General features: G+C 40.2%; 19 protein-coding genes and 1 tRNA gene. 11 read left to right on the top strand and 9 right to left on the bottom strand.

From position 1 onward, the window contains the following. The 4 genes from FTU17_RS01625 to FTU17_RS01610 form a co-directional block, all read right to left on the bottom strand. The gene (locus tag FTU17_RS01625; RefSeq protein ID WP_078189962.1) at positions 1–669 is read right to left on the bottom strand and encodes a response regulator transcription factor; all 669 of its coding nucleotides are present in this window, start codon (positions 667–669) and stop codon (positions 1–3) included. Between the two features lie 3 nt (positions 670–672). Next, positions 673–2,343, bottom strand: coding sequence for a phosphoethanolamine transferase (locus FTU17_RS01620; RefSeq protein ID WP_180134562.1), 1,671 nt, complete (start codon positions 2,341–2,343; stop codon positions 673–675). A gap of 140 nt (positions 2,344–2,483) precedes the next feature. Further along, positions 2,484–3,614 (bottom strand): porin, encoded by a 1,131-nt coding sequence (locus FTU17_RS01615; protein ID WP_180134561.1) that lies wholly within the window; start codon positions 3,612–3,614, stop codon positions 2,484–2,486. A 127-nt stretch (positions 3,615–3,741) separates the two neighbouring features. Next, entirely contained in the window at positions 3,742–5,028 is a 1,287-nt protein-coding gene (locus FTU17_RS01610) for an MFS transporter (RefSeq protein ID WP_180113060.1), read from the bottom strand. 169 nt (positions 5,029–5,197) lie between these two features. Between FTU17_RS01610 and FTU17_RS01605 the strand changes: the two genes are divergently transcribed. From FTU17_RS01605 to putP, 5 genes are all read left to right on the top strand, one after another. After that, a complete protein-coding gene (locus FTU17_RS01605) occupies positions 5,198–5,833 on the top strand; it encodes a 1-acyl-sn-glycerol-3-phosphate acyltransferase (RefSeq protein ID WP_180134560.1) in 636 nt (211 codons plus the stop codon). A gap of 61 nt (positions 5,834–5,894) precedes the next feature. Continuing rightward, positions 5,895–6,818 carry a patatin-like phospholipase family protein gene (locus FTU17_RS01600; protein ID WP_180022300.1) on the top strand — a complete coding sequence of 308 codons (924 nt, stop codon included), beginning with the start codon at positions 5,895–5,897 and terminating at the stop codon, positions 6,816–6,818. 99 nt (positions 6,819–6,917) lie between these two features. Beyond that, on the top strand, positions 6,918–7,397 hold the full coding sequence (locus FTU17_RS01595; RefSeq protein ID WP_180113867.1) for an NfeD family protein: 480 nt from the start codon (positions 6,918–6,920) through the stop codon (positions 7,395–7,397). A 16-nt stretch (positions 7,398–7,413) separates the two neighbouring features. After that, positions 7,414–8,268, top strand: coding sequence for an SPFH domain-containing protein (locus FTU17_RS01590; protein ID WP_078189969.1), 855 nt, complete (start codon positions 7,414–7,416; stop codon positions 8,266–8,268). A gap of 211 nt (positions 8,269–8,479) precedes the next feature. Beyond that, positions 8,480–9,970, top strand: coding sequence for a sodium/proline symporter PutP (gene putP / locus FTU17_RS01585; RefSeq protein WP_180134559.1), 1,491 nt, complete (start codon positions 8,480–8,482; stop codon positions 9,968–9,970). 196 nt (positions 9,971–10,166) lie between these two features. Here putP and FTU17_RS01580 read toward each other — a convergent pair whose 3' ends face one another. The 3 genes from FTU17_RS01580 to prpF all read right to left on the bottom strand — a co-directional run bounded on the left by FTU17_RS01580 (position 10,167) and on the right by prpF (position 13,581). Beyond that, entirely contained in the window at positions 10,167–11,075 is a 909-nt protein-coding gene (locus FTU17_RS01580) for a polyprenyl synthetase family protein (protein ID WP_180004317.1), read from the bottom strand. Between the two features lie 130 nt (positions 11,076–11,205). Further along, a complete protein-coding gene (locus tag FTU17_RS01575) occupies positions 11,206–12,183 on the bottom strand; it encodes a GGDEF domain-containing protein (protein ID WP_180134558.1) in 978 nt (325 codons plus the stop codon). A gap of 207 nt (positions 12,184–12,390) precedes the next feature. After that, a complete protein-coding gene (gene prpF, locus FTU17_RS01570) occupies positions 12,391–13,581 on the bottom strand; it encodes a 2-methylaconitate cis-trans isomerase PrpF (RefSeq protein ID WP_180004315.1) in 1,191 nt (396 codons plus the stop codon). A gap of 330 nt (positions 13,582–13,911) precedes the next feature. Here prpF and FTU17_RS01565 point away from each other — a divergent pair, with 330 nt between their 5' ends. From FTU17_RS01565 to FTU17_RS01550, 4 genes are all read left to right on the top strand, one after another. Continuing rightward, the gene (locus FTU17_RS01565) at positions 13,912–15,300 is read left to right on the top strand and encodes an amino acid permease (protein ID WP_078189974.1); all 1,389 of its coding nucleotides are present in this window, start codon (positions 13,912–13,914) and stop codon (positions 15,298–15,300) included. A 73-nt stretch (positions 15,301–15,373) separates the two neighbouring features. Continuing rightward, a tRNA-Arg gene (locus FTU17_RS01560) sits at positions 15,374–15,446 on the top strand. Positions 15,447–15,984: 538 nt separating this feature from the next. Then, entirely contained in the window at positions 15,985–17,415 is a 1,431-nt protein-coding gene (locus FTU17_RS01555; protein ID WP_180134557.1) for an outer membrane protein transport protein, read from the top strand. A 308-nt stretch (positions 17,416–17,723) separates the two neighbouring features. After that, positions 17,724–18,875 carry an OmpP1/FadL family transporter gene (locus FTU17_RS01550; RefSeq protein WP_180134556.1) on the top strand — a complete coding sequence of 384 codons (1,152 nt, stop codon included), beginning with the start codon at positions 17,724–17,726 and terminating at the stop codon, positions 18,873–18,875. 72 nt (positions 18,876–18,947) lie between these two features. Here the strand turns inward: FTU17_RS01550 and thrH are convergent, their stop codons facing one another. Then, the gene (gene thrH / locus FTU17_RS01545) at positions 18,948–19,565 is read right to left on the bottom strand and encodes a bifunctional phosphoserine phosphatase/homoserine phosphotransferase ThrH (protein ID WP_180134555.1); all 618 of its coding nucleotides are present in this window, start codon (positions 19,563–19,565) and stop codon (positions 18,948–18,950) included. Between the two features lie 200 nt (positions 19,566–19,765). On the opposite strand from thrH, the gene FTU17_RS01540 reads away from it, so the two are divergent. Together FTU17_RS01540 and FTU17_RS01535 are read left to right on the top strand one after the other, a co-directional pair. Then, complete coding sequence (locus FTU17_RS01540) at positions 19,766–20,500, top strand: phosphoadenylyl-sulfate reductase (protein ID WP_168379034.1); 735 nt, start codon at positions 19,766–19,768, stop codon at positions 20,498–20,500. A gap of 167 nt (positions 20,501–20,667) precedes the next feature. Further along, positions 20,668–22,047 (top strand): wax ester/triacylglycerol synthase family O-acyltransferase, encoded by a 1,380-nt coding sequence (locus FTU17_RS01535; RefSeq protein WP_168379035.1) that lies wholly within the window; start codon positions 20,668–20,670, stop codon positions 22,045–22,047. A 311-nt stretch (positions 22,048–22,358) separates the two neighbouring features. Here the strand turns inward: FTU17_RS01535 and FTU17_RS01530 are convergent, their stop codons facing one another. Further along, complete coding sequence (locus tag FTU17_RS01530; protein ID WP_168379036.1) at positions 22,359–22,532, bottom strand: PA1571 family protein; 174 nt, start codon at positions 22,530–22,532, stop codon at positions 22,359–22,361. Positions 22,533–22,663: the final 131 nt, after the last annotated feature.

Here is a 22,663-nt window from a genome sequence, read left to right as displayed (position 1 = left end):
TTAACCGAGTCGATAACCTAAACCACGAATGGTGCGAATAAAATCTTTGTCTAATTTTGTTCTGAGATGATGCACATACACTTCAATAGTATTACTGCTGATATCACTATCAAAATCATAAAGCTTATCTTCTAAATTAGCTTTCGAAAAAATCTTATTCGGATGCGTCACCAGTGGTATCAATATGGCCCATTCACGGTTAGATAAATCGACATATTGACCCTTATAGCGTGCAAGATGCTGCTCAATATCTAAAATCAATTCACCATGTTTTAAAATTTTCTGTGGTGCTTCGACTGAACTCAGCCCTGTGCGTCGAAGGAGTGCATGAATCCGTGCAAGTAATTCATCAAACTCATAAGGCTTGATCAGATAGTCATCTGCCCCATGGTTTAAACCATCTACACGATTTTGTAATTGATCACGTGCCGAGATGATTAACACTGGCAATTTAGGCTGCATTTGACGAATTTGTTTCAGGACTTGCATACCATCCATCATCGGCAAACCCAGATCCAGCAAGACGATATCAATCCCCCCTTGCATTATGAGCTTTAAGCCATCGATACCATTATTCACCCACTCGACTTCAAACTGTTGATAGTTCAACAAAGTTTTAGTCGATTCGGCAATCATGAAATCATCTTCAATAATAAGTATTTTGTGCATGGCTTAAGTCCTGCGCTGTACTGAAGTACATTGTTGCAACATATTGTTTTTTTCATCAATCACCTGAGTCTGCACATCGAGCAAACTTAATAGCGATGGAAATAGATTATCCTGACTTAATTTTTGGCTTTTTTGTGCCATTAAACAAGTATATTGCGCTGAATTATTTTTTTGCCAAGCCGGTGAAAACCACATCAACATCGGCACATGAGTTTGCTGTGACGGTGCAATTGCGTATGGAGAACCGTGTAAATACAAGCCATGCTCACCTGTCGACTCGCCATGATCGGACAAATACCACAGTCCTGTTTGATAGTTGTTAGTCACTTTTAAGGTGTTAATCAATTCACTCAGCACATGGTCGGTATAGATAATACTGTTGTCATAACTATTTATTAATTCTGTCGAGCTACATCCCTGTATAGCATTGCTATTACAGGTTGGCTTAAATTTTTGAAATGCTGCGGTACTTCGTTTGAAATAAGCAGGGCCATGACTGCCCATTTGGTGTAACACAATTAAACGAGGAGTTGGATCTGCTTTGGGGATCGAAGCCAAATATGCCTTCAAACCATCCACTAAGATTTCATCATGACATTCGCCATCGGCATCACACCACTTTTTCTTCAGTGCTTCAGGAAATTCATATTTTTCAACACGTGTGCATGTGCCCTTACAGCCTGAATTATTATCTAGCCACGTCACCTTATAACCTGCACGCTGTGCTATATCGAGTAAACCTTCGCGATGACTTGCAAGCTGTTCGTCATATTCGGTTCTCGGCATACCCGAGAACATACAAGGAACAGACACAGCGGTTGCCGTGCCACATGAACTGACTTGGCTAAAATTGATAATATTTTGCTGACTGAGTTCAGGATTGGTATTTTTAGCATAACCATTCAGTGAAAAACTTTCCGCGCGCGCAGTTTCACCAACCACTAAAACCATCAATTTTGGTAAGCTATTGGCGCTTAGGTTTTCAACCATATGTGCATCTTCACCATAGCTCAGCAATGGCAAATTCTGTTTCGGTGCTTTTTTGTGATAATAGGAAAATGTCGAAGCGATACTGTTTTGTGGTGAGAGCATGCCTTTTAAGTCACGATGCTCACGAAAGATCGCTGCATAATCGACAAAATAAACAAACAGCAAAGCACCCAAAAGGATGAGCGATAGCACTATATGTAGCCCCTTTTTGGCTACGACCGTGCTTAGGACTTCTTTATGCAGTGGCAAAAGCCAGATCAATAGCACTGGCAAAATAACCAGTCCAAAGACCCAGATAAAAAATTGTGGCGAGATTAAATCCTGCACTTCCTTTACATCTGTTTGCATCATGTTCTGCACTTGGTCAGATGTAATGGTCACGCCTAAACTATTGACGAAATAAGCACTCAAGCCACCAATGATAAGCAAAACACTCGCCAAAAGTTTTGAGTTCCATCGCCATTGCAGGAGTTGCATCAGCACATTATAAAGTGCCACTACCACCAGTACGGTTGCCGCTAAAAATAGTCCGGCCTTCAGCCCCGTATAAGGTGTGAGCTGCTGGATTTGCTGATAAAACGCGAGGTTCAAAACCACCCCAAGCCATAAGGCAAGCACGAGGTTAAATTGACTTAAACTAAGTCTTGGAATTTTTTGCTGTATTTTAGCTATGACCTGAAGCATATTGGCATCAATTATTGATCTTTGATGCCCTAATCTAAAAATTCAAACTTAAAAATCACTTAAAACTGATCAAAACCAAGCAAGAAAAATCAAAAAAGGCGATGTAAAACATCGCCTTTTGAACAACTTAAATCAAGGTCTTAGAATTTAAATTCTAGACCTGTACCTAGAACAGGTTGTTCGCTTTCATTCGAACCTTTTTCAAGTGCTAAGTAACCTGCATAACCATAAGCTTTCACTTGTTTGCTAAATGCATAATCTGCACCTGCAATGAATTGCTGAGCTTCATAATCCTCACCCACTTTATAGGTCGTGGTATTTTGACTATATTGTGCTTTGACTGTCCACGCTTTTGCAGATGGTAGATTGTATTCTGCACCGACTAACCAACCTTGAGCATCATCAATATTTGCTGCTGCAACATCATTACCTTTAGCAGCCTCAACCTCTGATGTTTGATACAGTGCTTTGAGTGCCAAACCACCCTCAAGATTTACACGACCGATCGCACGAACAGTATTTGCTGCAGCAAATACTGAAGTTACTTTTCCATCTTTATCTAATGCAGGATGCACCTCAGGCGCACTTGCATTTAAGATCCCTACACCACCAAAGTTCGATGGAATGGCTTTGTCATAGGCTAAACCTGCAACAACAACAGGGCTGTCATAGACAACAGACGCCGACCAAGCATCGCCAAGACCACGACCTGCAGTTTTTACTACACCTTTATCACTCTTGATTCCTGAAGACTCACCTGTTGCAAGCAATGCATTAACTTTAATTGCACCTTCAGCAATTTTAAAAGCTGGTGATTCATAGACAACAACGTTATCTACACGGTTTTCACCCGTCATGATGCCTGTAACATCAGCACGGTTACCCACGTAGTTATTGAATGTATCAACTGGACTAGACAATTGTTTTAATGGTGTATCGTGTGCACCGACTTTCAATGTACCAAGTTTCGCATCTTTCAAACCAACGAAGCGGTTACGCTTAGACCAGTCGTCGCCTTCGCCGTCTGAGTTAAATGCCCATTCAATTGCATAAACTGCGCTTAAACGGTCAGTCAGTTTTTCATCGCCCTTTAAACCCAAGAAAGAACTGTTTGAACTGATTTCAACGACATCTTTATCTGAAACACCCGTTTTATTATCTTCAGGTAAATAATCAACTGACGCATCAATTTCACCGTAGAAGGTTGGTGCTGCAAAGGTTGACCCAGCCAAAAGGCTCAATGCGATAGCCGCTGCTAACTTAGTTTTCATCAAAAATTTTCCTTAAATTATTTTGTAACAGATATTACACACGCGAAACATATTACAAAATTATTAAAATAATATTTGCATTGCTCTTTTAGTGCTTTAGCTGATAAAAAACAACCAAAATCATGATTTAGAAGTGATTTTGGTCATTTTTTGATGCTTTTCCCCAAAATAGAATCGGGACTAAGCTCAATGCAGCCAAACCTGTGATCCAAAATAAATAAGTGCTATAACCCAACTGATCGGCCACTATGCCACTGATGCTATACAGCCCCCCACTCACCGTAGCCATAATGGCAACCTGAAATGTAAAGTCCGTTGCTGCAAATGCTTTACGACTATATTGCATCACCAAAGTCAGCATGATCACAAGCAGCATGGCTGAAATCATGTCTTCGGCAGCATTAATGCCATAGATCACCCATTCATGGACGGGCCATTTTGCCTCGAACTGCAAAGCCAACCATGCATAGGCTAATAAGCTGAATATTTTCAATACTGAATAGAAAACCAAGGCCTGTGCCCGAGAAATATACTTCAAGCTAAGACCAGCAAGCCCTGCCCCAATTAAAGCAGCCACTGCACCTAGCATGGTGACATACAGACCAATTTGACTAAAACTCAATCCTAAATCGACCATCAGTGGCTTAAGTAAAGGACCTGCTAGACCATCTGCAAGCTTAAAACTCAATAAGATCATCAGCCACAGTGTGAGAGTTTTAGTTTGAGTAAAATAAGTCAGATACTGGCGAATGGCGTAGAACAAGCCTGAAGTATGTTTATGGTTGTTATCATTCTCTGGACTAGATTTTATGTTGATTGGTGGCTTTGAAGGTTCTCGATACAGAAAAATAGGAATCGTATTGATGAACACCAATGCCGCTAAAAACAGAAAGGTGGCTTGCCAATCCAACCAATCCAAGGCCCAAAGTACAGCGCCACCACCGACAATAAAGCCGAGTCTTGAACCAATCACCTGAAAGGTATTGCCCCAGTGCTGTTGGTCAGTTTTTAAAATATTGACAGCCAATCCATCCGTTGCAACATCTTGAGTTGCACCGACCAAATTCATACTGAGTAAAGCCACAAAAAACAGCAGCAAATACATTGGTTCATTCAAGCTTTGGATCGGCAAAAATGATAGGAAGACCAAGACCACCACGGACAACAACTGCATTGGAATAATCCAACTCCGATAGTGCCCTTTGGACCTTGAACCATGTCGATCAATCCACGGTGCCCAAAAAACTTTGATCGACCATGGCAGCATGAGTAATCCAAAGCCACCAATATGCGCCAAAGACACACCTTGCGCTCTTAAAATCACTGGTAAAGCATGCGTCATAAAACCGACAGGTAACCCTTGCGCCCAATATAAGGAAAACAGTAAAAGATAGAGCTGACGAAGCTGGATCATAAGTTCCTAAATGTTGAATGCGCTGAAGTTACATTTAGAGTAGTCAAAATACGGCTATTTTGCCAATGATCTAAAAAAATCATCGACCTAAGATAAAGGTCAATGCTGATGCCGTATTTTTTAAAATGCATCACGTCGAAAATGGATTTCACTTATATAAGAATATGCAATGAATCAAAAGACTCAATTATTTCCAGTTTTGCCCGATCAAGTTCCATCACGAGGCTCCATCCTGAGCCGCGCTATTTTTAAAAAACTTTTTTTGGCACAAGGATGGAAATTTGACGGCGAATTTCCCAACCTTGCCAAAGCTGTAGCGATCATTTCTCCGCATACTTCTAATATAGATGCATGGCATGGTTTTCTCGCCTTGCTTGGGATCGGGATAAAAATAACCATTTTTGGTAAAAACACCCTTTTTGATACTCCCTTAAAACCACTTTTGGATTGGGTCGGCGTGATCCCAGTACAGCGTGAAAATCCACATGGACTGACACGTGAAATTGCTGAGATTGTCCAAGCGACAGATCAAATTTGGATTGTAATGGCACCTGAGGGAACACGAAAAAAAGCCGATAAAATCCGCAGTGGTTTTTACTATATTGCCTATGAAGCACAGATACCTATTGTGATGTTTAGCTTTGATTATGCAAAGAAAACCATTCATTGCTTGGGTGTTTTTGAACCCAGTGGAGATTTTGAAACTGATCTCGAAAAAATTTTGAAGATATATGACGGGAAATTTTCCCCGAAAAATCCCGAATGGTTGGCCTTGCCGTTACAAAAGCACTGGAAAAAGCCCTAGTCAAATGGCTATTTTTTTGATGTGATGTGCACTTTGTATATTTAACCATCAGATTTCACCCATGAAACTTTTGCATTACCTGATTCCTAGCCTCTTCGTATTGGCACTCGCTGGCTGTGATTCCGCAACCAAAACGCCTGCAACCACGACACCTACACCTGCCAAAGCACGTGAACCGGTGATCGCGATTGCGCTCGGTGGTGGCGGTGCCAAAGGTTTTGCTCATATTGGTGTGCTTAAAGTGCTCGAATCGCACGGTATTAAACCTAAAATTGTGACTGGGACCAGTGCGGGTAGTTTTGTCGGTAGCTTGTACGCCAGCGGTAAAACACCTTATCAAATGCAGCAATTGGCCCTGAACTTTAAAGAGTCCGATATTCGTGACTTAACCTTAAATAGCCAAGGCATTATTCAAGGGCAAAAACTGCAAGACTTTGTTAATAAAAACGTCGGCAATAAATCGATTGAACAATTTCCAAAACGCTTTGCTGCTGTAGCCACCCGTTTGGATAATGGCAGTAAAACTGAATTTAATCGTGGTAATGCAGGCCAAGCGGTACGTGCATCGTGCAGTATTCCGAATGTATTTGTACCTGCGACCATTGCAGGGGTGAAATATGTCGATGGTGGCTTAGTCAGCCCGATTCCGGTGAAAACCGCACGTGATATGGGTGCAGATATTGTGATTGCGGTTGATATTTCTGCGCGTCCTGACGGTAGCAAAGCCGTAAGCATGTTTGGTTTACTCGATCAAACCATTAACATCATGGGACAACAAAGTATTAATGAAGAACTGAAAAATGCCAATTTCGTGATTCAACCGAAAGTGGGACATATTGGCACACTCGATTTGAAGTCGAGCAATGCGACGATTTTAGAAGGTGAAAAAGCGGCACAGCTTAAAGTGAATAGCATTATTAAGGCGATCGACAACTTTAAACAGTCCCCTGCGGCCTTTAAACCTGCACCAAAAGCGAAAATATAATTCAACGATTTTTTTTATATTCATTGAGTTATACATCTGCTACATTGATATAGATACTGGTTCATCTATATCAATTCACCCTTATATAAGAGTAGATGTATGGAATTTATTTTAGAACCTTGGCACTGGTTTGTATTGGGCGTCGCTTTGATGCTTTTTGAACTAATTTTGCCGTCTTTTGCTGCGCTCTGGTTTGGCGTTTCTGCAATTTTGGTTGGGATCTTATATTGGATCTTTCCATCCATGAACTTTAATGTCCAAATTGTGGTTTGGATTATTTTTGCCGTGCTCTGCACATTTTTGTGGTTCAAATTTATTAAGCCTTTATCCATCGATAAAACCAAAGCAGGTCTGTCCCGTGAAGCGACGATTGGCCAAGTGGGTATGGTGATTCAAACCCAGCTCAATCATGGCAGCGTTAAAGTTCGCTTCCCGATGCCTGTTTTAGGTTCAGACGAATGGCATTGCCGTACCCAAGATGCACTTCAAGTCGGCGACCGTGTTCGCGTGACCGATATTTTAGGCAATGATTTAGTCGTCCAACTGCACAGCAGCAACCACCCCACTGACAATCCATAAATAAGTGAGAAATGACATGTCTGGTGTTTCTATTGTTTTTTTAGCGCTCTTAGTTTTTGTAGCCGTCACCATTTTTAAAGGTGTCCGTATTGTTCCCCAAGGTTATAAATGGATTGTTCAGCGTTTAGGTAAATACCATACCACGCTCAATCCGGGGCTGAACTTTGTGATTCCGTATGTCGATGAAGTGGCTTATAAAGTGACAACCAAAGATATCGTGTTAGATATTCCCTCTCAGGAAGTGATCACTCGTGACAACGCGGTACTGCTGATGAATGCTGTGGCTTATATCAATTTAACCACGCCTGAAAAAGCAGTTTACGGTATTGAAAACTACACATGGGCGATTCAAAACTTAGTTCAAACCTCTTTACGTTCAATTGTCGGTGAAATGGACCTCGATGATGCACTGTCATCGCGTGATCATATTAAGGCTAAACTTAAAGCCGCAATTTCTGACGATATTTCTGACTGGGGTATTACGCTTAAAACTGTAGAAATTCAAGATATTAAACCTTCTCATACCATGCAAGCTGCGATGGAAGAGCAAGCGGCCGCTGAACGTCAACGTCGTGCGACAGTGACCAAGGCAGACGGGGAAAAACAAGCGGCTATTTTAGAAGCAGATGGTCGTTTAGAAGCCTCTCGTCGTGATGCAGAAGCTCAAGTGGTATTGGCAGAATCGTCACAGCGTGCAATTGAAATGGTGAGTTCAGCCGTCGGCGATAAAGAAATTCCAGTTGCTTACTTACTGGGTGAACAATACGTCAAAGCCATGCAAGATATGGCTAAATCTAATAATGCCAAAACTGTGGTTTTACCTGCGGATGTACTGAATACGATTCGTGGTGTAATGGGTCGTAATAACTAAATCTCCGTATTAATTAAAATGGGTCGTGACATACGGCCCATTTTTATGCCCAAAACAAAAAAGAAGGCAAAGTTTGTGAATTTATGTTTAAATTTCACGTTATTTTTTTGACGTTTTAGGACTTATCGTTCGATTTCACCTACTTGGCTTAGGCAAATCCCATTGAGTCCCCTAATTAAACGCAATTGTCCAACGCCAAAGCGGATACCGTATGAGCTCCCTGAATCCCACCCTAATTACCTTTCTCTTTTATATTGTCGCCATGATCGTGATCGGTTTACTTGCATACCGTGCGACCAGTAACTTTTCTGACTACATTTTAGGTGGCCGCCGATTAGGGAGCTTTGTCACTGCCCTTTCTGCAGGTGCATCGGATATGAGTGGTTGGTTGCTCATGGGTCTTCCGGGTGCGATTTACCTTTCAGGTTTATCTGAAATGTGGATTGCAATTGGTCTGATCATCGGTGCTTGGCTCAACTGGCTACTTGTTGCAGGTCGTCTCCGTGTACATACCGAAGTTCAAAATAATGCTTTAACCCTACCTGACTATTTCTCAAATCGTTTTAACGATCAAAAGAAAATCTTACGTATCGTGTCTGCTGTGATTATTTTGATTTTCTTCGCAATTTACTGTGCTTCAGGCATGGTTGCAGGCGCTCGATTATTTGAAAGTATGTTTGGTATGTCGTATAGCACTGCGCTTTGGATCAGTGCCATCGCAACAGTGAGCTATGTGTTTATTGGTGGCTTCCTTGCTGTCAGTTGGACCGATACCATTCAAGCGGGCTTTATGATTTTTGCCTTGCTGCTGACACCTATCGTTGTCATGTTGTCGTTCTCTGATTTAACCCAATTCACTCTGGCACTAGAAGCAGCACGCCCTCAAGCCATGGATGTATTTGCTGACTTAAGTTTTGTCGCAATTATGTCTTTGTTGGCATGGGGCTTAGGCTATTTCGGTCAACCGCATATCTTAGTGCGTTTCATGGCAGCAGATTCGGTTAAATCGATTCCCAATGCACGCCGTATTGGTATGACATGGATGACACTCTGCCTCGGTGGCGCAGTTGCAGCAGGCTTCTTCGGTATTGCTTATTTCCAACAGCATCCAGAACTAGCAGGTATCGTTACAGCTAACCCTGAAACGGTCTTTATGGAATTGACTAAAATTCTATTTAACCCATGGGTTGCAGGTATCGTACTGGCTGCGATTTTAGCTGCCATCATGAGTACCTTAAGCTGTCAGCTTTTAGTCTGCTCAAGTACATTAACTGAAGACTTTTATAAATCATTCTTACGCAAAAATGCTTCACAAAAAGAATTGGTTTGGGTCGGCCGTATTATGGTGTTAATGATTGCGCTTCTTGCGATCTATATGGCGGGTAATCCTGACTCTAAAGTCCTTGGTCTCGTCGCATATGCATGGGCAGGCTTTGGTGCTGCATTTGGCCCACTGATTATCATGTCATTGTTTTGGAAACGCATGACACTCAATGGTGCTTTAGCAGGTATGGTGGTTGGTGCTGTTATGGTTATTCTATGGAAAAACCTCTGGGGCGATACAGGCGTTTATGAAATTATACCGGGCTTCATCTGCTCACTCATTGCAATCATCATTGTGAGTTTAATGGGCAAAGCGCCATCTGCTGAAGTCACTGAAAAATTTGAAGAAGCAGATCGTATCTATAAAGAAAGTATTTAAGACCAATAGCACTTAAAATTAATTTCTAAGTTTTAATATCTGCAAAAAAGGACGCCTAGCGTCCTTTTTTGTTTTTATCATGTCATCCATTTAGATATTACCTAGATGGTTTATTTCCTTCTGTTCCAAATGTACAAAATATAAAAATGCCCACAACATGTTACATGTGTGGGCTGAGGTCTTTTACTGCGTCATATTAACTTTGACGTTTTAATAAAAACTGCGTGATCTTGTGTAATTCTGCCGCATCTTCTGCAAAATAATCCAAAGCTTGAAGCGCTTGTGCATGTAATTCTTCTGCATAAGCTTGGGCTTGATCAAGACCCATTAGCGCAGGATATGTGGATTTATCCACTTGTTGATCTTTACCCGCTGTTTTACCCAATGCTTCAGTGTCAGCAATAATATCTAAAATATCATCTTGCACCTGAAAGGCTAAACCAATCGCTAGGCCAAACTCACGGAGTTTAGGAATGGCTTGATCTGTGCCATTAAATATTGTCACTGCCGCCATCATGATTGCGGCAGAAATTAAAGCACCAGTTTTATTTCGATGAATATTTTCTAGTTCATCCTGACTGACATGCTTGCCTTCCGCTTGTAAGTCTAGAACTTGTCCATTGACCATTTTTGAAGTTGCAGTCGCTAAAATTTGCATTTGCTTCAAGATGATCGGCGCTTCAACGGCTGGGCCTTGATCAAAGAGACGGCTGCCTAAAACTTCAAAAGCCATCGATTGTAAAATATCGCCAGCAAGTAAAGCCGTATCTTCACCAAAAGCCACATGACAGGTTGGTTGACCACGACGGAGTAAATCGTTGTCCATACACGGCAAATCATCGTGTGCCAATGAATAACAATGAATAAATTCAATCGCCACCGCAGCACGGCGTACTGCTGCAAAATTAGTATTGGGTTTTAATGCTGCTGTTGCATAACAAAGTGCCGGTCGAACACGTTTTCCACCCAACATCACAGCATGATACACCGCCCCTTTTAAGGGTTCTGGAATTGAAAATGCATCAAGCGCTGTCAGTAAATCCTGCTGAATACGCTGCTGCGCTTCTGTCAGGGCATGTGTGGAAACGTCTGTTAAAGAAGACACATTCACCTCAAATACTTTAAATATTTAACTGCTTCGTTCATTAGCAAATCGACTGCCAATGTTTTCTGTCAATTTTGACCTGTTGCATCATACTGCTTTCTCAGATCTTTCTCTATGTTACGACCTAAATCTATGTGTTTTTCCCACAGTCTGATGGTTTTTTAAATGTCGTTTCCTCAAATAGCGCCACATTTTGTCCATCATTAAAACAGGTACAATTTTTCGAGCCTTTCTTGGCTTGATACAAAGCCTGATCGGCACGTGCTAATGTTTCAAAAAATGACTCTGTACCATCCCACAAGGCCACTCCGCATGAGATACTCAGTTGTAGAGCCTTATCCGCATAATTCATCGAAAAAGCATAGATTTGCTCACAACATTGTTGAGCAATCGAACATGCAGTCGATATAGCCGTGCGTGGCAAAATCATTGCAAACTCTTCCCCACCCATGCGATATATTTGTGCATCTGCATGTTGACTAATTTGCATCCTTAAAAGCTGCGCACTTTTTCTTAAAACTTCATCGCCAAACGCATGACCGTAGATATCATTGATTTGCTTAAAATTGTCTAAGTCGAGCATCATCAAACAAATTTCATTGGCTTGTTCAACCGCGAAGCTTTTTTGCCACTGAGAAAGGTCTAAATCAAAACCTCGTCGATTTCTTATCCCTGTCAGATAATCAAAATAAACTTGTTGTTCGAGTTGTTGGTTATGTTTCAACAGCGATAATTCGACTTGCTTTAAATTTGTAATGTCCGCACAGCACAACAGCACATGTTCCAAATCGCCACTTTGTTGAAACTTTGGTTTGAACGTGAACCAATAATGCCGTTCATTTTCACTATACATAAAGGGTTCAATGCTATCGTTCTCTAAACAGCGTAAATCAAACTCAGAACTTGTGGCTTTGGTTTTTTGCTGCATCACAAACACATGATTTAATACGATCTCTTGTAAGTCTGACTGAAACCGATGTTTAAATATTTGATTGGCGCATATCAGCTCAGCTGTCGCAGAAAATAATGCAGCAGGCATTGGCAACGCTTCCAATACAGCCAATTGTTCAGTAGGTAGATCCGATTTTATTAAGTCTTTTTTAAGCATGGTTTCGCTACTTTTTTTCAGGGTAAAGCTACGCAAAATGCTAACAAAATTAATCTGGCATAAATCACAGAAACTTTCTAATATTAAATGCAGTTCATATTATATAAAAAGATATACCAATTCATGATTTGCTTATTCATATAAAAGATAAAGGCAAAAAAAAGCCCCTGCAAAGCAGAGGCTGATTTCAAATGAGATGTTAAATGCTTAATCCAAACTATCCGCAGGAATACGCACCCAGCCTTCCATTAAGACACGCGCACTTCGGCTCATCACGGCTTTTTTAACGACCCACTGACCATTTTCATAAATTGCTTGCGCACCTACACGTAGCGTCCCAGATGGATGTCCGAAACGCACGGCTTCTCGCTCCCCACCACCCGCGGCTAAGTTCACAAGTGTCCCCGGTATCGCAGCTGCTGTACCAATGGCAACTGCCGCTGTGCCCATCATGGCATGATGCAGTTTCCCCATCGACAAGGCACGAACCAATAAGTCCGTATCGTGTTCTGAAATTTGTTTAGAACTCGAAGATGTATAAGCTTTCGGCTTTGAAACAAATGCAATCTTTGGTGTATGTTGACGTTGCTCTGCTTCAGCAATATCTGAAATCAAACCCATTTGTTGTGCACCATAAGCACGGATTTTTTCAAAACGGGCCAATGCCTTAGCGTCACCGTTGATCGCATCTTGCAGTTCAGTGCCGACATAACCAATATCTTCTGCATTTAAGAAAATCGTTGGAATACCTGCATTAATGAATGTTGCAGGGAAACTGCCTTCATCGGGTACGGTTAAGGTATCGACCAAATTCCCTGTAGGGAACATAGCGCCGCCATCTTCACCATCATCTGCGGGGTCTAAAAATTCAATTTGAACTTCGGCTGCTGGGAAGGTCACACCATCTAGTTCAAAATCACCAGTTTCCTGTACTGCACCATCAGTAATAGGTACATGCGCAATTATGGTTTTTTGAATATTGGCTTGCCAAATACGAACCGTACACAAACCATTTTCAGGAATACGTGATGCCTCAACCAAACCATTTGAAATGGCAAACGCACCAACCGCTGCAGTTAAATTTCCGCAGTTACCACTCCAGTCGACAAATGCTTTATCAATTGACACTTGTCCAAATAGATAGTCGACATCATGCTCAGGCTGTGAACTTTTTGCCAAAATCACGGTTTTACTGGTACTTGAAGTCGCTCCCCCCATCCCATCAATTTGTTTGCCATAAGGATCTGGACTGCCAATCACTCGCAATAAAAGTTGGTCGCGAACTTTTCCAGCTTGTTGTGCCGCAAGCGGTAAATCATCTAGCTTGAAAAATACACCTTTACTAGTACCACCGCGCATATAAGTCGCTGCAATCTTAATTTGGGGAGCAAAACTCATTTTTATTGAATCCTTAATCTTTATCATTGTGTTTTGGCAGAGCGTTCTTTTCTGCGCTTTTGCATCATACAATGTTTAATTGAAGTTTTAACAATCACATGACTTAAGTATAAAAAAACAACATTCGATACCTTTTCCATATAAAGCCAAGTATAAGAATTTCAATTAAAATAAAATTAATCTATTGATTCATAAATTTTTAATTCAGCATTTAAAACCAAAAATAGGTTATCAAACCTATAAATATTTTTCATAAATTTTGAGCTACTAGGCTATTCATTCTCTATACATTACAATTACCAAAATTAAACCATTCTCGGGAAGAGTAACTTGACTACCAATTCCTCCGAACTCAAGCGTGGCTTAAAGAATCGTCATATTCAATTGATTGCCATGGGTGGTGCAATTGGTACAGGCTTATTCTTGGGCTCAGCGCATGTGATTCAATCTGCTGGACCATCCATTATTCTTGGCTACGCCATTGGCGGTTTGATCGCCTTTCTAATTATGCGTCAGTTGGGTGAAATGATCGTCCATGAACCTGTAGCGGGTTCATTTAGCCATTTTGCATATAAATATTGGGGGAAATTTCCAGGTTTCTTAACAGGTTGGAACTACTGGATTCTCTATATTTTAGTGGCAATGACAGAACTCACCGCTGTTGCGAAATACATCAATTATTGGTGGCCTCATATTCCAGCGTGGGCATCTGTACTGTTTTTCTTCGTGATCATTACTTTAGTAAACTTAGGTAATGTGAAGTTTTATGGTGAATCTGAGTTTTGGCTGTCGATTATTAAAGTCACTGCAGTTATTTCGATGATCGTATTTGGTTTGTATTTGCTACTGACTGCAGATGCCAACTCAACCGCATCATTTACCAACTTATGGAGTCAGGGCGGCTTCTTCCCAAATGGTTTTGAAGGCTTATTCTTCATGCTGGCTTTCTTGATGTTCGCCTTCGGTGGTATTGAACTGATTGGTATGGCGGCAGCGGAAGCTGAAAATCCAAAAGAAACTATTCCTAAAGCGATTAACCAAGTTGTTTTTCGTATTTTGATTTTCTACGTGGGTTCTTTGACTATTCTATTATCACTTGTGCCATGGAATCAGCTTGAACTAGGTGGTTTAGACAAAAGTCCATTTGTGATGATCTTTAGCCAACTGGGTATTGATTGGGCTGCACATTTACTGAACTTCATTATCTTAACTGCAGCACTGTCTGTTTATAACAGCGGTATGTATGCCAATAGCCGTATGCTTTACAGCTTGGCGAAACAAGGTAATGCACCAAAAGTTTTCGCAAAAACCAACAAAAGTGGCGTGCCAATTCCAGCAGTATTACTTTCTGCTGTCCTGATTTTCGGTTGCGTACTCTTAAACTACTTTGTACCTGAAGATGCGCTGGGTCACTTAATGTATGTGGTGGTTGGTGCACTTGTCCTTAACTGGGCGATGATTACCATGACTCACTTACAGTTCCGTCGTGCAAAACGTATTTTGAATTTTACAACGTCTTATCCTGCACTTTGGGCGCCAGTCAGCAACTACATCGTTCTGATCTTTATTGCTTTAGTTCTCTTTATTATGTGGACTCAGGGCTTTATGGAATCTGTTCTAATGATCCCTGTTTGGATTACAGTCATGTTATTAATGTTTAACTATCTTAATCCTAAAGATTTGAGCGACATTGACCCCAATGAAGTTCATAAAGACTAAGTAATTTAAAAAGTTATTGTTTCGGCAATAACTTTTTTTTTAGCTAAAATAGGAGTACATTAGCCTCCGTCTTGCGCTCTTAGCTTAACTGGATAGAGCAGTTGCCTCCTAAGCGACCGACGTGGGTTCGAGTCCCGCAGAGCGCACAATTTCTGAGATATCCCTCCTCCCTGTATTTGTAATCCCCCATATACCAATAAATATAAAGAAAGAACCTTTCACACTAAAAACCCATCAATTACAGTTTTTAACTTAGTTATTGTTTTTACAAAGATTACTGTTCAAAGACTATTTTTAAGAACAGTTAAATAGCGCTTTAAAATGTGCTAACCACCTACCTCTCAATGCAAAAAACGACACATAGTATGGTCCATAAGGCCAAAAAATCAATTTATGACTGCTCATATCAAAATTTTTTCAATTTTTTTCTAGGTTTAGAAAATAATGCGCTAAATGAAAATATTAAATAATAATCAAAATGTTATATATACTAATTAGTACTTTTACTCTAAAAATAGCAACTTTTAGCCATATTTTTCAATCTAGAGCATTTACTCTTATTTTAATTGTGCTATTTTTGTCACATGGAGTAACAATTAAGCCTAAGAGTATTAAGAAGTTTTCCATAACGAATATATGCAGTAACCATAAAAATCAAATTCGTATCTCAAGGAATGACGAAGAATGAAATTAAAAACTTTAGCTACAGCCATGATTCTTGCTTCAGTTCCAATGACAGGTGCTTTTGCAGCAGCACTAGATCGTTCAGGACAATCTATGTCTGCATTCTTACAACCAGGAAATTATTTTGAAGCAGGTATTTCAGTTCTTGATCCTACTGTTGAAGGTAAAGAGTCTGGTACTAGTGAAACTCGTCGCAATATTGAAGATATGGCGGGTGATTACTACTTCCCTTCAGCGGCTATTAAACTTCAGTTAACTGATAAATTTTCTTTTGGTCTAATTTACGACCAACCATTTGGTGCTAACGCAGAATATACAGGTAATAACGTATTCACATCTGCACCAGGCAGCGACACAGTGTTATCTGCAAGTGCAGTTAACAATATTGTTACATCTAAAGCAGTTGCTGCGTTAGAAGCTCAAAACATTCCAGTAAATGAACAAACTCTTGCAGCTGCAAAGCAACAAGTATTAGCAAGTCCTGCATTCCAACAACTTAATGGTGCGCTTACAGCTGCTAATGGTTACTTAGGCGAAGGCAATACAAAAGTTGAAGTAGATACTCAAAATTTATCTATGGTTTTTGGTGTAGAGCCAATTGAAAACTTCAGCATCTATGCTGGTGGTGTATACCAAACAGTAAAAGGTAATCTAAGTCTACGTGGTCAAGCGTATAGCCTATTTAATGGCTACGATGCTACTTTTAAAGAAACTGCTGGGACAGGTTGGTTAGCAGGTTTTGCATATCAAATTCCTGATATTGCTTTAAAAGCATCTGTTACTTATCGTTCTGAAATTGATCATGATGCAAAATCAGATGAATCATTATCTTTAATGAACTTTGCTGGTTTACCAGCTGTGCTTGGCGGCTTAGGTGTATCAGCTGAACAATTAGCTGCATTAGGTCAAGCTGGTAAAACCAAAATCACAACTCCACAGTCAGTTAACGTAGATTTCCAAACTGGTATCATGGCTAACACTGTTGCATTTGCGAACGTTCGTTGGGTTGACTGGTCAAATTTCTCAATTCAACCTTATAAATTTGGTAAGGTAAGTGAAGCTGTAGGTCCTCTAGTTGGTCGTCCAGATGGCTTTAACCTTGTGGAATATACTGATGATCAGATTTCTGCAACTGTAGGTGTCGGTCGTAAATTTAATGACCAATGGGCTGGTAACGTATCTGTAGGTTGGGATTCAGGCGCTGGTAACCCTGTATCAACTCTTGGTCCTACTGAAGGTTACTGGAATGTCGGCTTAGGTTTACAATTTAGCCCTGCACCGAATTACTTCATTGCTGGCGGTGTTAAATACTTCATGCTCGGTGATGCAGATGCTCAAACGGCTGCACAAGCTGGAAGCAGCGACTATGTTGCAACATTTGAAGATAACCATGCATGGGCATACGGCTTAAAAATCGGTTATAAATTTTAATTAAACAGTAAGCTTAAGGCCATAGTTCGCTATGGCCTTAACTTTTTTTCGTTTCGCCATATTGTTTGATCAAACAATAAACATTTAAATTTACCAACAGTTTTATCAAAAACTAAGCTTTTTACTCTAATTTTTCATTTAAAAATCATAAAGATAATTATCAACCACTAGAATAAATACTCTAGTCATGCTCATTTTTTAACTTCCTTAGTTCAATTTTAGAGTAGCAACTCTTATTTACTGTTTTTCTATTTATGTTACTTTCCACACATTGAAATAACATCAAAAGTTACAAACAGGGAAAATGTATGCAACTTAACCGTCTTACAAAAGCGATCATCATCAGTTTAATGCCTGCAACATCTGCAATTGCTGGTGGTTTAGATCGTTCTGGCCAGTCAATTTCTGCATTTTTACAACCTGGTAACTATGCAGAAGCAGGTATCACTGTTCTAGATGCAGAAGTAAAGTCAAATGAACTTAATGTCGATGACATGGCGAAGTCATATTACTTCCCTTCCGCCGCTGTCAAAGTGCAAGCGACTGACAAAATTTCACTAGGTTTAATCTACGACCAACCATATGGCGCAGAAGCTGAATATGATGCTGCATCGCCAGTATTTGGTAATGGTGCTCAAGGTACGTCAGTAGATGTTAAAACTGAAAGCTTAACTGCCCTAATTGGTTACCAACCAAACGAAAATTGGAACTTTTATGCAGGTCCAGTTTGGCAAACTGTAGAAGCCAATATCAAACTACGTGGTGCTGCTTATGGTGGTAATGCCAAACTTGGTACTTATAACATCGAAATGGAACGTGAAGAAGCTTATGGCTGGTTAGCAGGTGTTGCTTATTCGATTCCTGAAATTGCATTAAAAGCGGCTATTACCTACCGCTCTGAAATTGAACATAATACAAAATCCAATGAAACTACGCTTCTACCGTATCCATCTTTAAGTGCGCTGACATCATCTGTTGATGCAACAACACCTCAATCAGTTAACTTAGATTTCCAAACAGGTATTGCTAAAGATACGCTAGCATTTGCCAATGTTCGTTGGGTACATTGGAGCCAGTTTGCGGTTAAACCAACTTTACTTGGTAACGTAAGTTCAATTCCAGCACCTCATGTCCGTCAAAATCTTATTGATTACTCAGACGACCAATGGTCAGCTAATGTTGGTGTAGGCCATAAATTTAACAGCAAATGGTCTGGTTCTGCATCTGTAGGTTACGATTCGGGTGCTGGCAACCCTATTACGACTTTAGGCCCTGTTGAAGGGAATTGGAATGTTGGTCTAGGTGGTCAATATAGTCCTGCTGAAAACTATTTCATCCAAGCAGGTGTTAAATACTTCTGGTTAGGTGATGCTACTGCTCAAACTGGTGGTAATCCAGTAGGTGAATTTGAAGATAACCATGCGCTTGGCTATGGTTTGAAAATAGGCTATCGCTTCTAAGTTGTTAGAACAGCTTTGCATTAAACAAGAAAGGGCGCATAAGCGCCCTTTTCTATAACCAGCTATACAGAATTAAGCTGGAATATCACGAACTGAAGCATTACGAATCGCTTCTTTTAATGCAGCATAGCCATGAATTGGTGGGAATTGTGGAAATTCTGCAATCACATTGTCAGGCGCATCAAATAAGAAACCCGCATCTGCTTCACCAAGCATCGTCGTATCGTTATAAGAATCACCTGCTGCAATCACCCGGAAGTTTAACCCATGCAATGCTTGAACGGCTTTACGCTTTTGATCAGGTTGACGAAGCTTATAAGCTGAGATCATACCATTTTCATCAGTTTCTAATTTGTGGCAGAAAATCGTTGGCCAACCAAGTTGCTGCATTAATGGATGTGCAAACTCATAGAAAGTATCTGAAAGAATAATCAATTGAAAATGAGTACGCACCCACTCTACAAACTCTTTTGCACCTTCAAATGGCCCCATATCTGCGATTACGTCTTGAATATCGTTTAAACCCAAACCGTGTTGTTTTAGGATATTTAAACGCTGAGTCATCAACACATCGTAATCTGGAATGTCACGAGTCGTTGCTTCAAGTTCTTTAATGCCTGCTTTTTTCGCAAAATTAATCCAAATTTCAGGTACTAAAACCCCTTCTAGATCTAAACAAACGACTTCCATGCACTCTACCCTCTGTTATGTGAAAAAAATTTTTCATTATCATAGCGGAAGAATAAAAAAATGCATTGTTCTTTTTTAAATCTGTTTTTTTCATAAGTATCTATTTTTTAGTGATAAGTGTGTTTTAGCATTTCCATTAAAATAGTTCTGAAATAAATTAATATAGGTTTTAACGTTCCAAGCCTATAGCCAGGACATTCATGACTACCATCCCTACTATTGACCTTGTCGATGCACTTGCATCTGAATATGCAGATAAATCACCTTCTGAGATTATGAAACTTGCGCTTAGCCAGCAAGGTGAAGTTGCGATTTCCTTTTCTGGTGCAGAAGATGTTGTACTGATTGATCTTGCATCAAACTTAGGGATTCCTTTTCGTGTATTTAGTTTAGATACCGGTCGCTTACACCCTGAAACTTACCAATTTTTAGATACTGTCCGTAAACATTATAAAATTGATATTGAAATCTGTTTCCCAGAAAGTGATGCCGTACAAAAACTGGTAACAGAAAAGGGCTTTTTTAGCTTCTATCAAGATGAACATAAAGAATGCTGTGGTATCCGCAAAGTACAACCTTTGCGTAAAAAACTAGCCACTTTAGATGGCTGGATCACAGGTCAACGTAAAGACCAAAGCCCAGGCACACGTAATGAAATTCCAGTGGTACAAGCAGACCCCGGTTTTTCAGGTCCGGGCAAGCAATTGATTAAATATAATCCTTTGGCAAACTGGTCTAGCGCTGATGTCTGGAACTATATCCGTCTAATGGAAATTCCATATAATCCACTACACGAACGTGGCTTTATCTCGATTGGCTGTGAACCATGTACTCGACCTGTTTTACCGAATCAACACGAACGAGAAGGTCGCTGGTGGTGGGAAGATGCAACCCATAAAGAATGCGGCTTACACGCAGGCAACATGAAAAAATAAAGATCACAAAACCACTGCATAGCAGTGGTTTTTTTCAACGCATCGATACACATAATTCCGTATCATTTCAACGTAAAAACGCTATACTGCAAAAGACAATTTAATAATTCTAACAATGCTACTCATACATGAGCAGCTGTAGAAATTGCAGTGAGGCAATCAACGCTATGCGTCCATTACATCCTATTGATTTCATATTCTTAAATTTAGAGAAACGGCAACAACCGATGCACGTAGGTGGTCTATTTTTATTTCAGATCCCTGACAATGCACCAGATACTTTTATTCAAGATTTAGTCGCAGATATTCGTAATTCAAAATCCATTCCTATTCCTCCTTTTAACAATAAACTCAACGGCTTCTTTTGGGATGAAGACGAAGAGTTTGATTTAGATCATCACTTCCGCCATATCGCACTGCCGCATCCCGGTCGTATTCGTGAACTTTTGACTTATATTTCTCAAGAACACAGTGCGCTGATTGACCGTGCGAAACCGCTTTGGACTTGCCATATTATTGAAGGCATTGAAGGCAATCGTTTTGCTATGTACTTCAAAATCCACCACGCGATGGTCGATGGCATTGCAGGTATGCGTTTAGTTGAAAAATCACTTTCGCATGACCCAGATGCTAAAAGAATTGTGCCACCATGGTGTGTAGAAGGCCCTCGTGCAAAACGCCTGAAACAGCCTAAATCCAGTCGTATGAAAGGTCTGTTATCGACCATTAAGGGACAACTTGACTCAACTCCACGAGTTTTGTACGAACTGTCACAAACAGTAATGAAAGATATGGGGCGTAACCCAGATTATGTGTCTAGTTTCCAAGCGCCGAGTTCAATATTAAACCAACGGGTTAGTTCTTCTCGTCGTTTCGCTGCTCAGTCTTTTGAATTTTCACGTTTGTCACATATTGCCAAGTCACTCGGCGTAACAATTAACGATATTGTGCTTGCAATTTGTTCAGGCGCATTACGTGAATATTTAATTACACAAAATGCTTTACCTAAAAAGCCATTGATTGCCATGGTGCCTGCATCAGTTCGTACCGATGATTCAGATATGTCAAACCGTATTACCATGATTTTGGCCAATCTTGGAACCCATAAAGAAGATCCGCTAGAACGGTTGAAGATTGTGCGTCGTAGTGTGCTCAATGCCAAAGAGCGCTTTAAGCGGATGAACTCGAATCAAATTTTAAACTACAGTGCTTTTGTCTACAGTGCAGCAGGTTTAAATATTGCATCAGGCTTCATGCCAAAACGTCAGGCCTTTAACTTGGTCATTTCGAATGTTCCCGGCCCACAAGAGCCGTTATATTGGAATGGTGCACGTTTAGAAGCGCTCTACCCAGCGTCTATTGTTTTGGATGGTCAAGCGCTTAATATCACCATGACCAGCTATTTAGATAAGCTTGAAGTTGGTTTAACCGCATGTCGTAATGCGCTGCCAAAAATGCAAAATTTACTGACGCATTTGGAAGAAGAAATTCAACGATTTGAAACTATTGTGAACCAAGATTCCCCAAAGTTACAGGCGGTTAGCTAACCGCCTGTTTCTAGATTTGGTATCAATTCATCAGCATCTTGAACCATACATAATGATAAAAACCCGTCTAAATTGAACAATCTAGACGGGTTTTTAGTATTTGAACTTTGATTGATTTTTTGGAGCAATTTATGTGTATAAGCTAAAATTTAGGTGAACAAATCCGTTGCTATTGTTTAATTATGACTTGTAGATACGAACTGATAATTAAGTTTATTTTCCATTATTTATAAAATTTTAGCGCATTAAATATTTTAGAATTGCGCGTTAGCACTTTAACCCTCTGGATTACATTATTTATATTTCAATATTTAAGCTTTAATTGCTCGGCACTGTTTAAGTAACTGATGACAAGCAGAACGAATCATAGACGCTGTAATTTGAACTTCATTACCACGTTCATCCACGATATAACCTGAATGGATCGCTTTTGCTTCAACAACAGTTTTAAGACCACTTTTCATTACTGTTTTACTAACACCCATAGTACACCTCTTTTTGCTAAACCATTTTCAAGTCCAATGCAGGAAAATGGCTTTGGCTATTTGATGTGTCTAGTATTCAAAATAACAGTTCAAAAGTAAAATCTCAGTTGTAACAAGTGTTTAACGATATT

The sequence above is a fragment of the Acinetobacter sp. YH12070 genome (assembly GCF_013419625.1).
In the GTDB taxonomy this organism is placed as follows: domain Bacteria; phylum Pseudomonadota; class Gammaproteobacteria; order Pseudomonadales; family Moraxellaceae; genus Acinetobacter; species Acinetobacter amyesii.
This window is presented reverse-complemented; position numbering and strand designations above follow the sequence as displayed.

Bases quoted from the DNA above. Each gene is read 5' to 3' on its own strand.
- FTU17_RS01620 (WP_180134562.1), bottom strand. From the start codon at position 2,343: ATGCTTCAGGTCATAGCTAAAATACAGCAAAAAATTCCAAGACTTAGT.
- FTU17_RS01575 (WP_180134558.1), bottom strand. From the start codon at position 12,183: ATGCTTAAAAAAGACTTAATAAAATCGGATCTACCTACTGAACAATTG.
- FTU17_RS01535 (WP_168379035.1), top strand. From the start codon at position 20,668: ATGCGTCCATTACATCCTATTGATTTCATATTCTTAAATTTAGAGAAA.
- putP (WP_180134559.1), top strand. From the start codon at position 8,480: ATGAGCTCCCTGAATCCCACCCTAATTACCTTTCTCTTTTATATTGTC.
- prpF (WP_180004315.1), bottom strand. From the start codon at position 13,581: ATGAGTTTTGCTCCCCAAATTAAGATTGCAGCGACTTATATGCGCGGT.
- FTU17_RS01540 (WP_168379034.1), top strand. From the start codon at position 19,766: ATGACTACCATCCCTACTATTGACCTTGTCGATGCACTTGCATCTGAA.
- FTU17_RS01625 (WP_078189962.1), bottom strand. From the start codon at position 669: ATGCACAAAATACTTATTATTGAAGATGATTTCATGATTGCCGAATCG.
- FTU17_RS01595 (WP_180113867.1), top strand. From the start codon at position 6,918: ATGGAATTTATTTTAGAACCTTGGCACTGGTTTGTATTGGGCGTCGCT.
- FTU17_RS01610 (WP_180113060.1), bottom strand. From the start codon at position 5,028: ATGATCCAGCTTCGTCAGCTCTATCTTTTACTGTTTTCCTTATATTGG.
- FTU17_RS01555 (WP_180134557.1), top strand. From the start codon at position 15,985: ATGAAATTAAAAACTTTAGCTACAGCCATGATTCTTGCTTCAGTTCCA.
- FTU17_RS01600 (WP_180022300.1), top strand. From the start codon at position 5,895: ATGAAACTTTTGCATTACCTGATTCCTAGCCTCTTCGTATTGGCACTC.
- FTU17_RS01615 (WP_180134561.1), bottom strand. From the start codon at position 3,614: ATGAAAACTAAGTTAGCAGCGGCTATCGCATTGAGCCTTTTGGCTGGG.
- FTU17_RS01590 (WP_078189969.1), top strand. From the start codon at position 7,414: ATGTCTGGTGTTTCTATTGTTTTTTTAGCGCTCTTAGTTTTTGTAGCC.
- thrH (WP_180134555.1), bottom strand. From the start codon at position 19,565: ATGGAAGTCGTTTGTTTAGATCTAGAAGGGGTTTTAGTACCTGAAATT.
- FTU17_RS01605 (WP_180134560.1), top strand. From the start codon at position 5,198: ATGAATCAAAAGACTCAATTATTTCCAGTTTTGCCCGATCAAGTTCCA.
- FTU17_RS01530 (WP_168379036.1), bottom strand. From the start codon at position 22,532: ATGGGTGTTAGTAAAACAGTAATGAAAAGTGGTCTTAAAACTGTTGTT.
- FTU17_RS01550 (WP_180134556.1), top strand. From the start codon at position 17,724: ATGCAACTTAACCGTCTTACAAAAGCGATCATCATCAGTTTAATGCCT.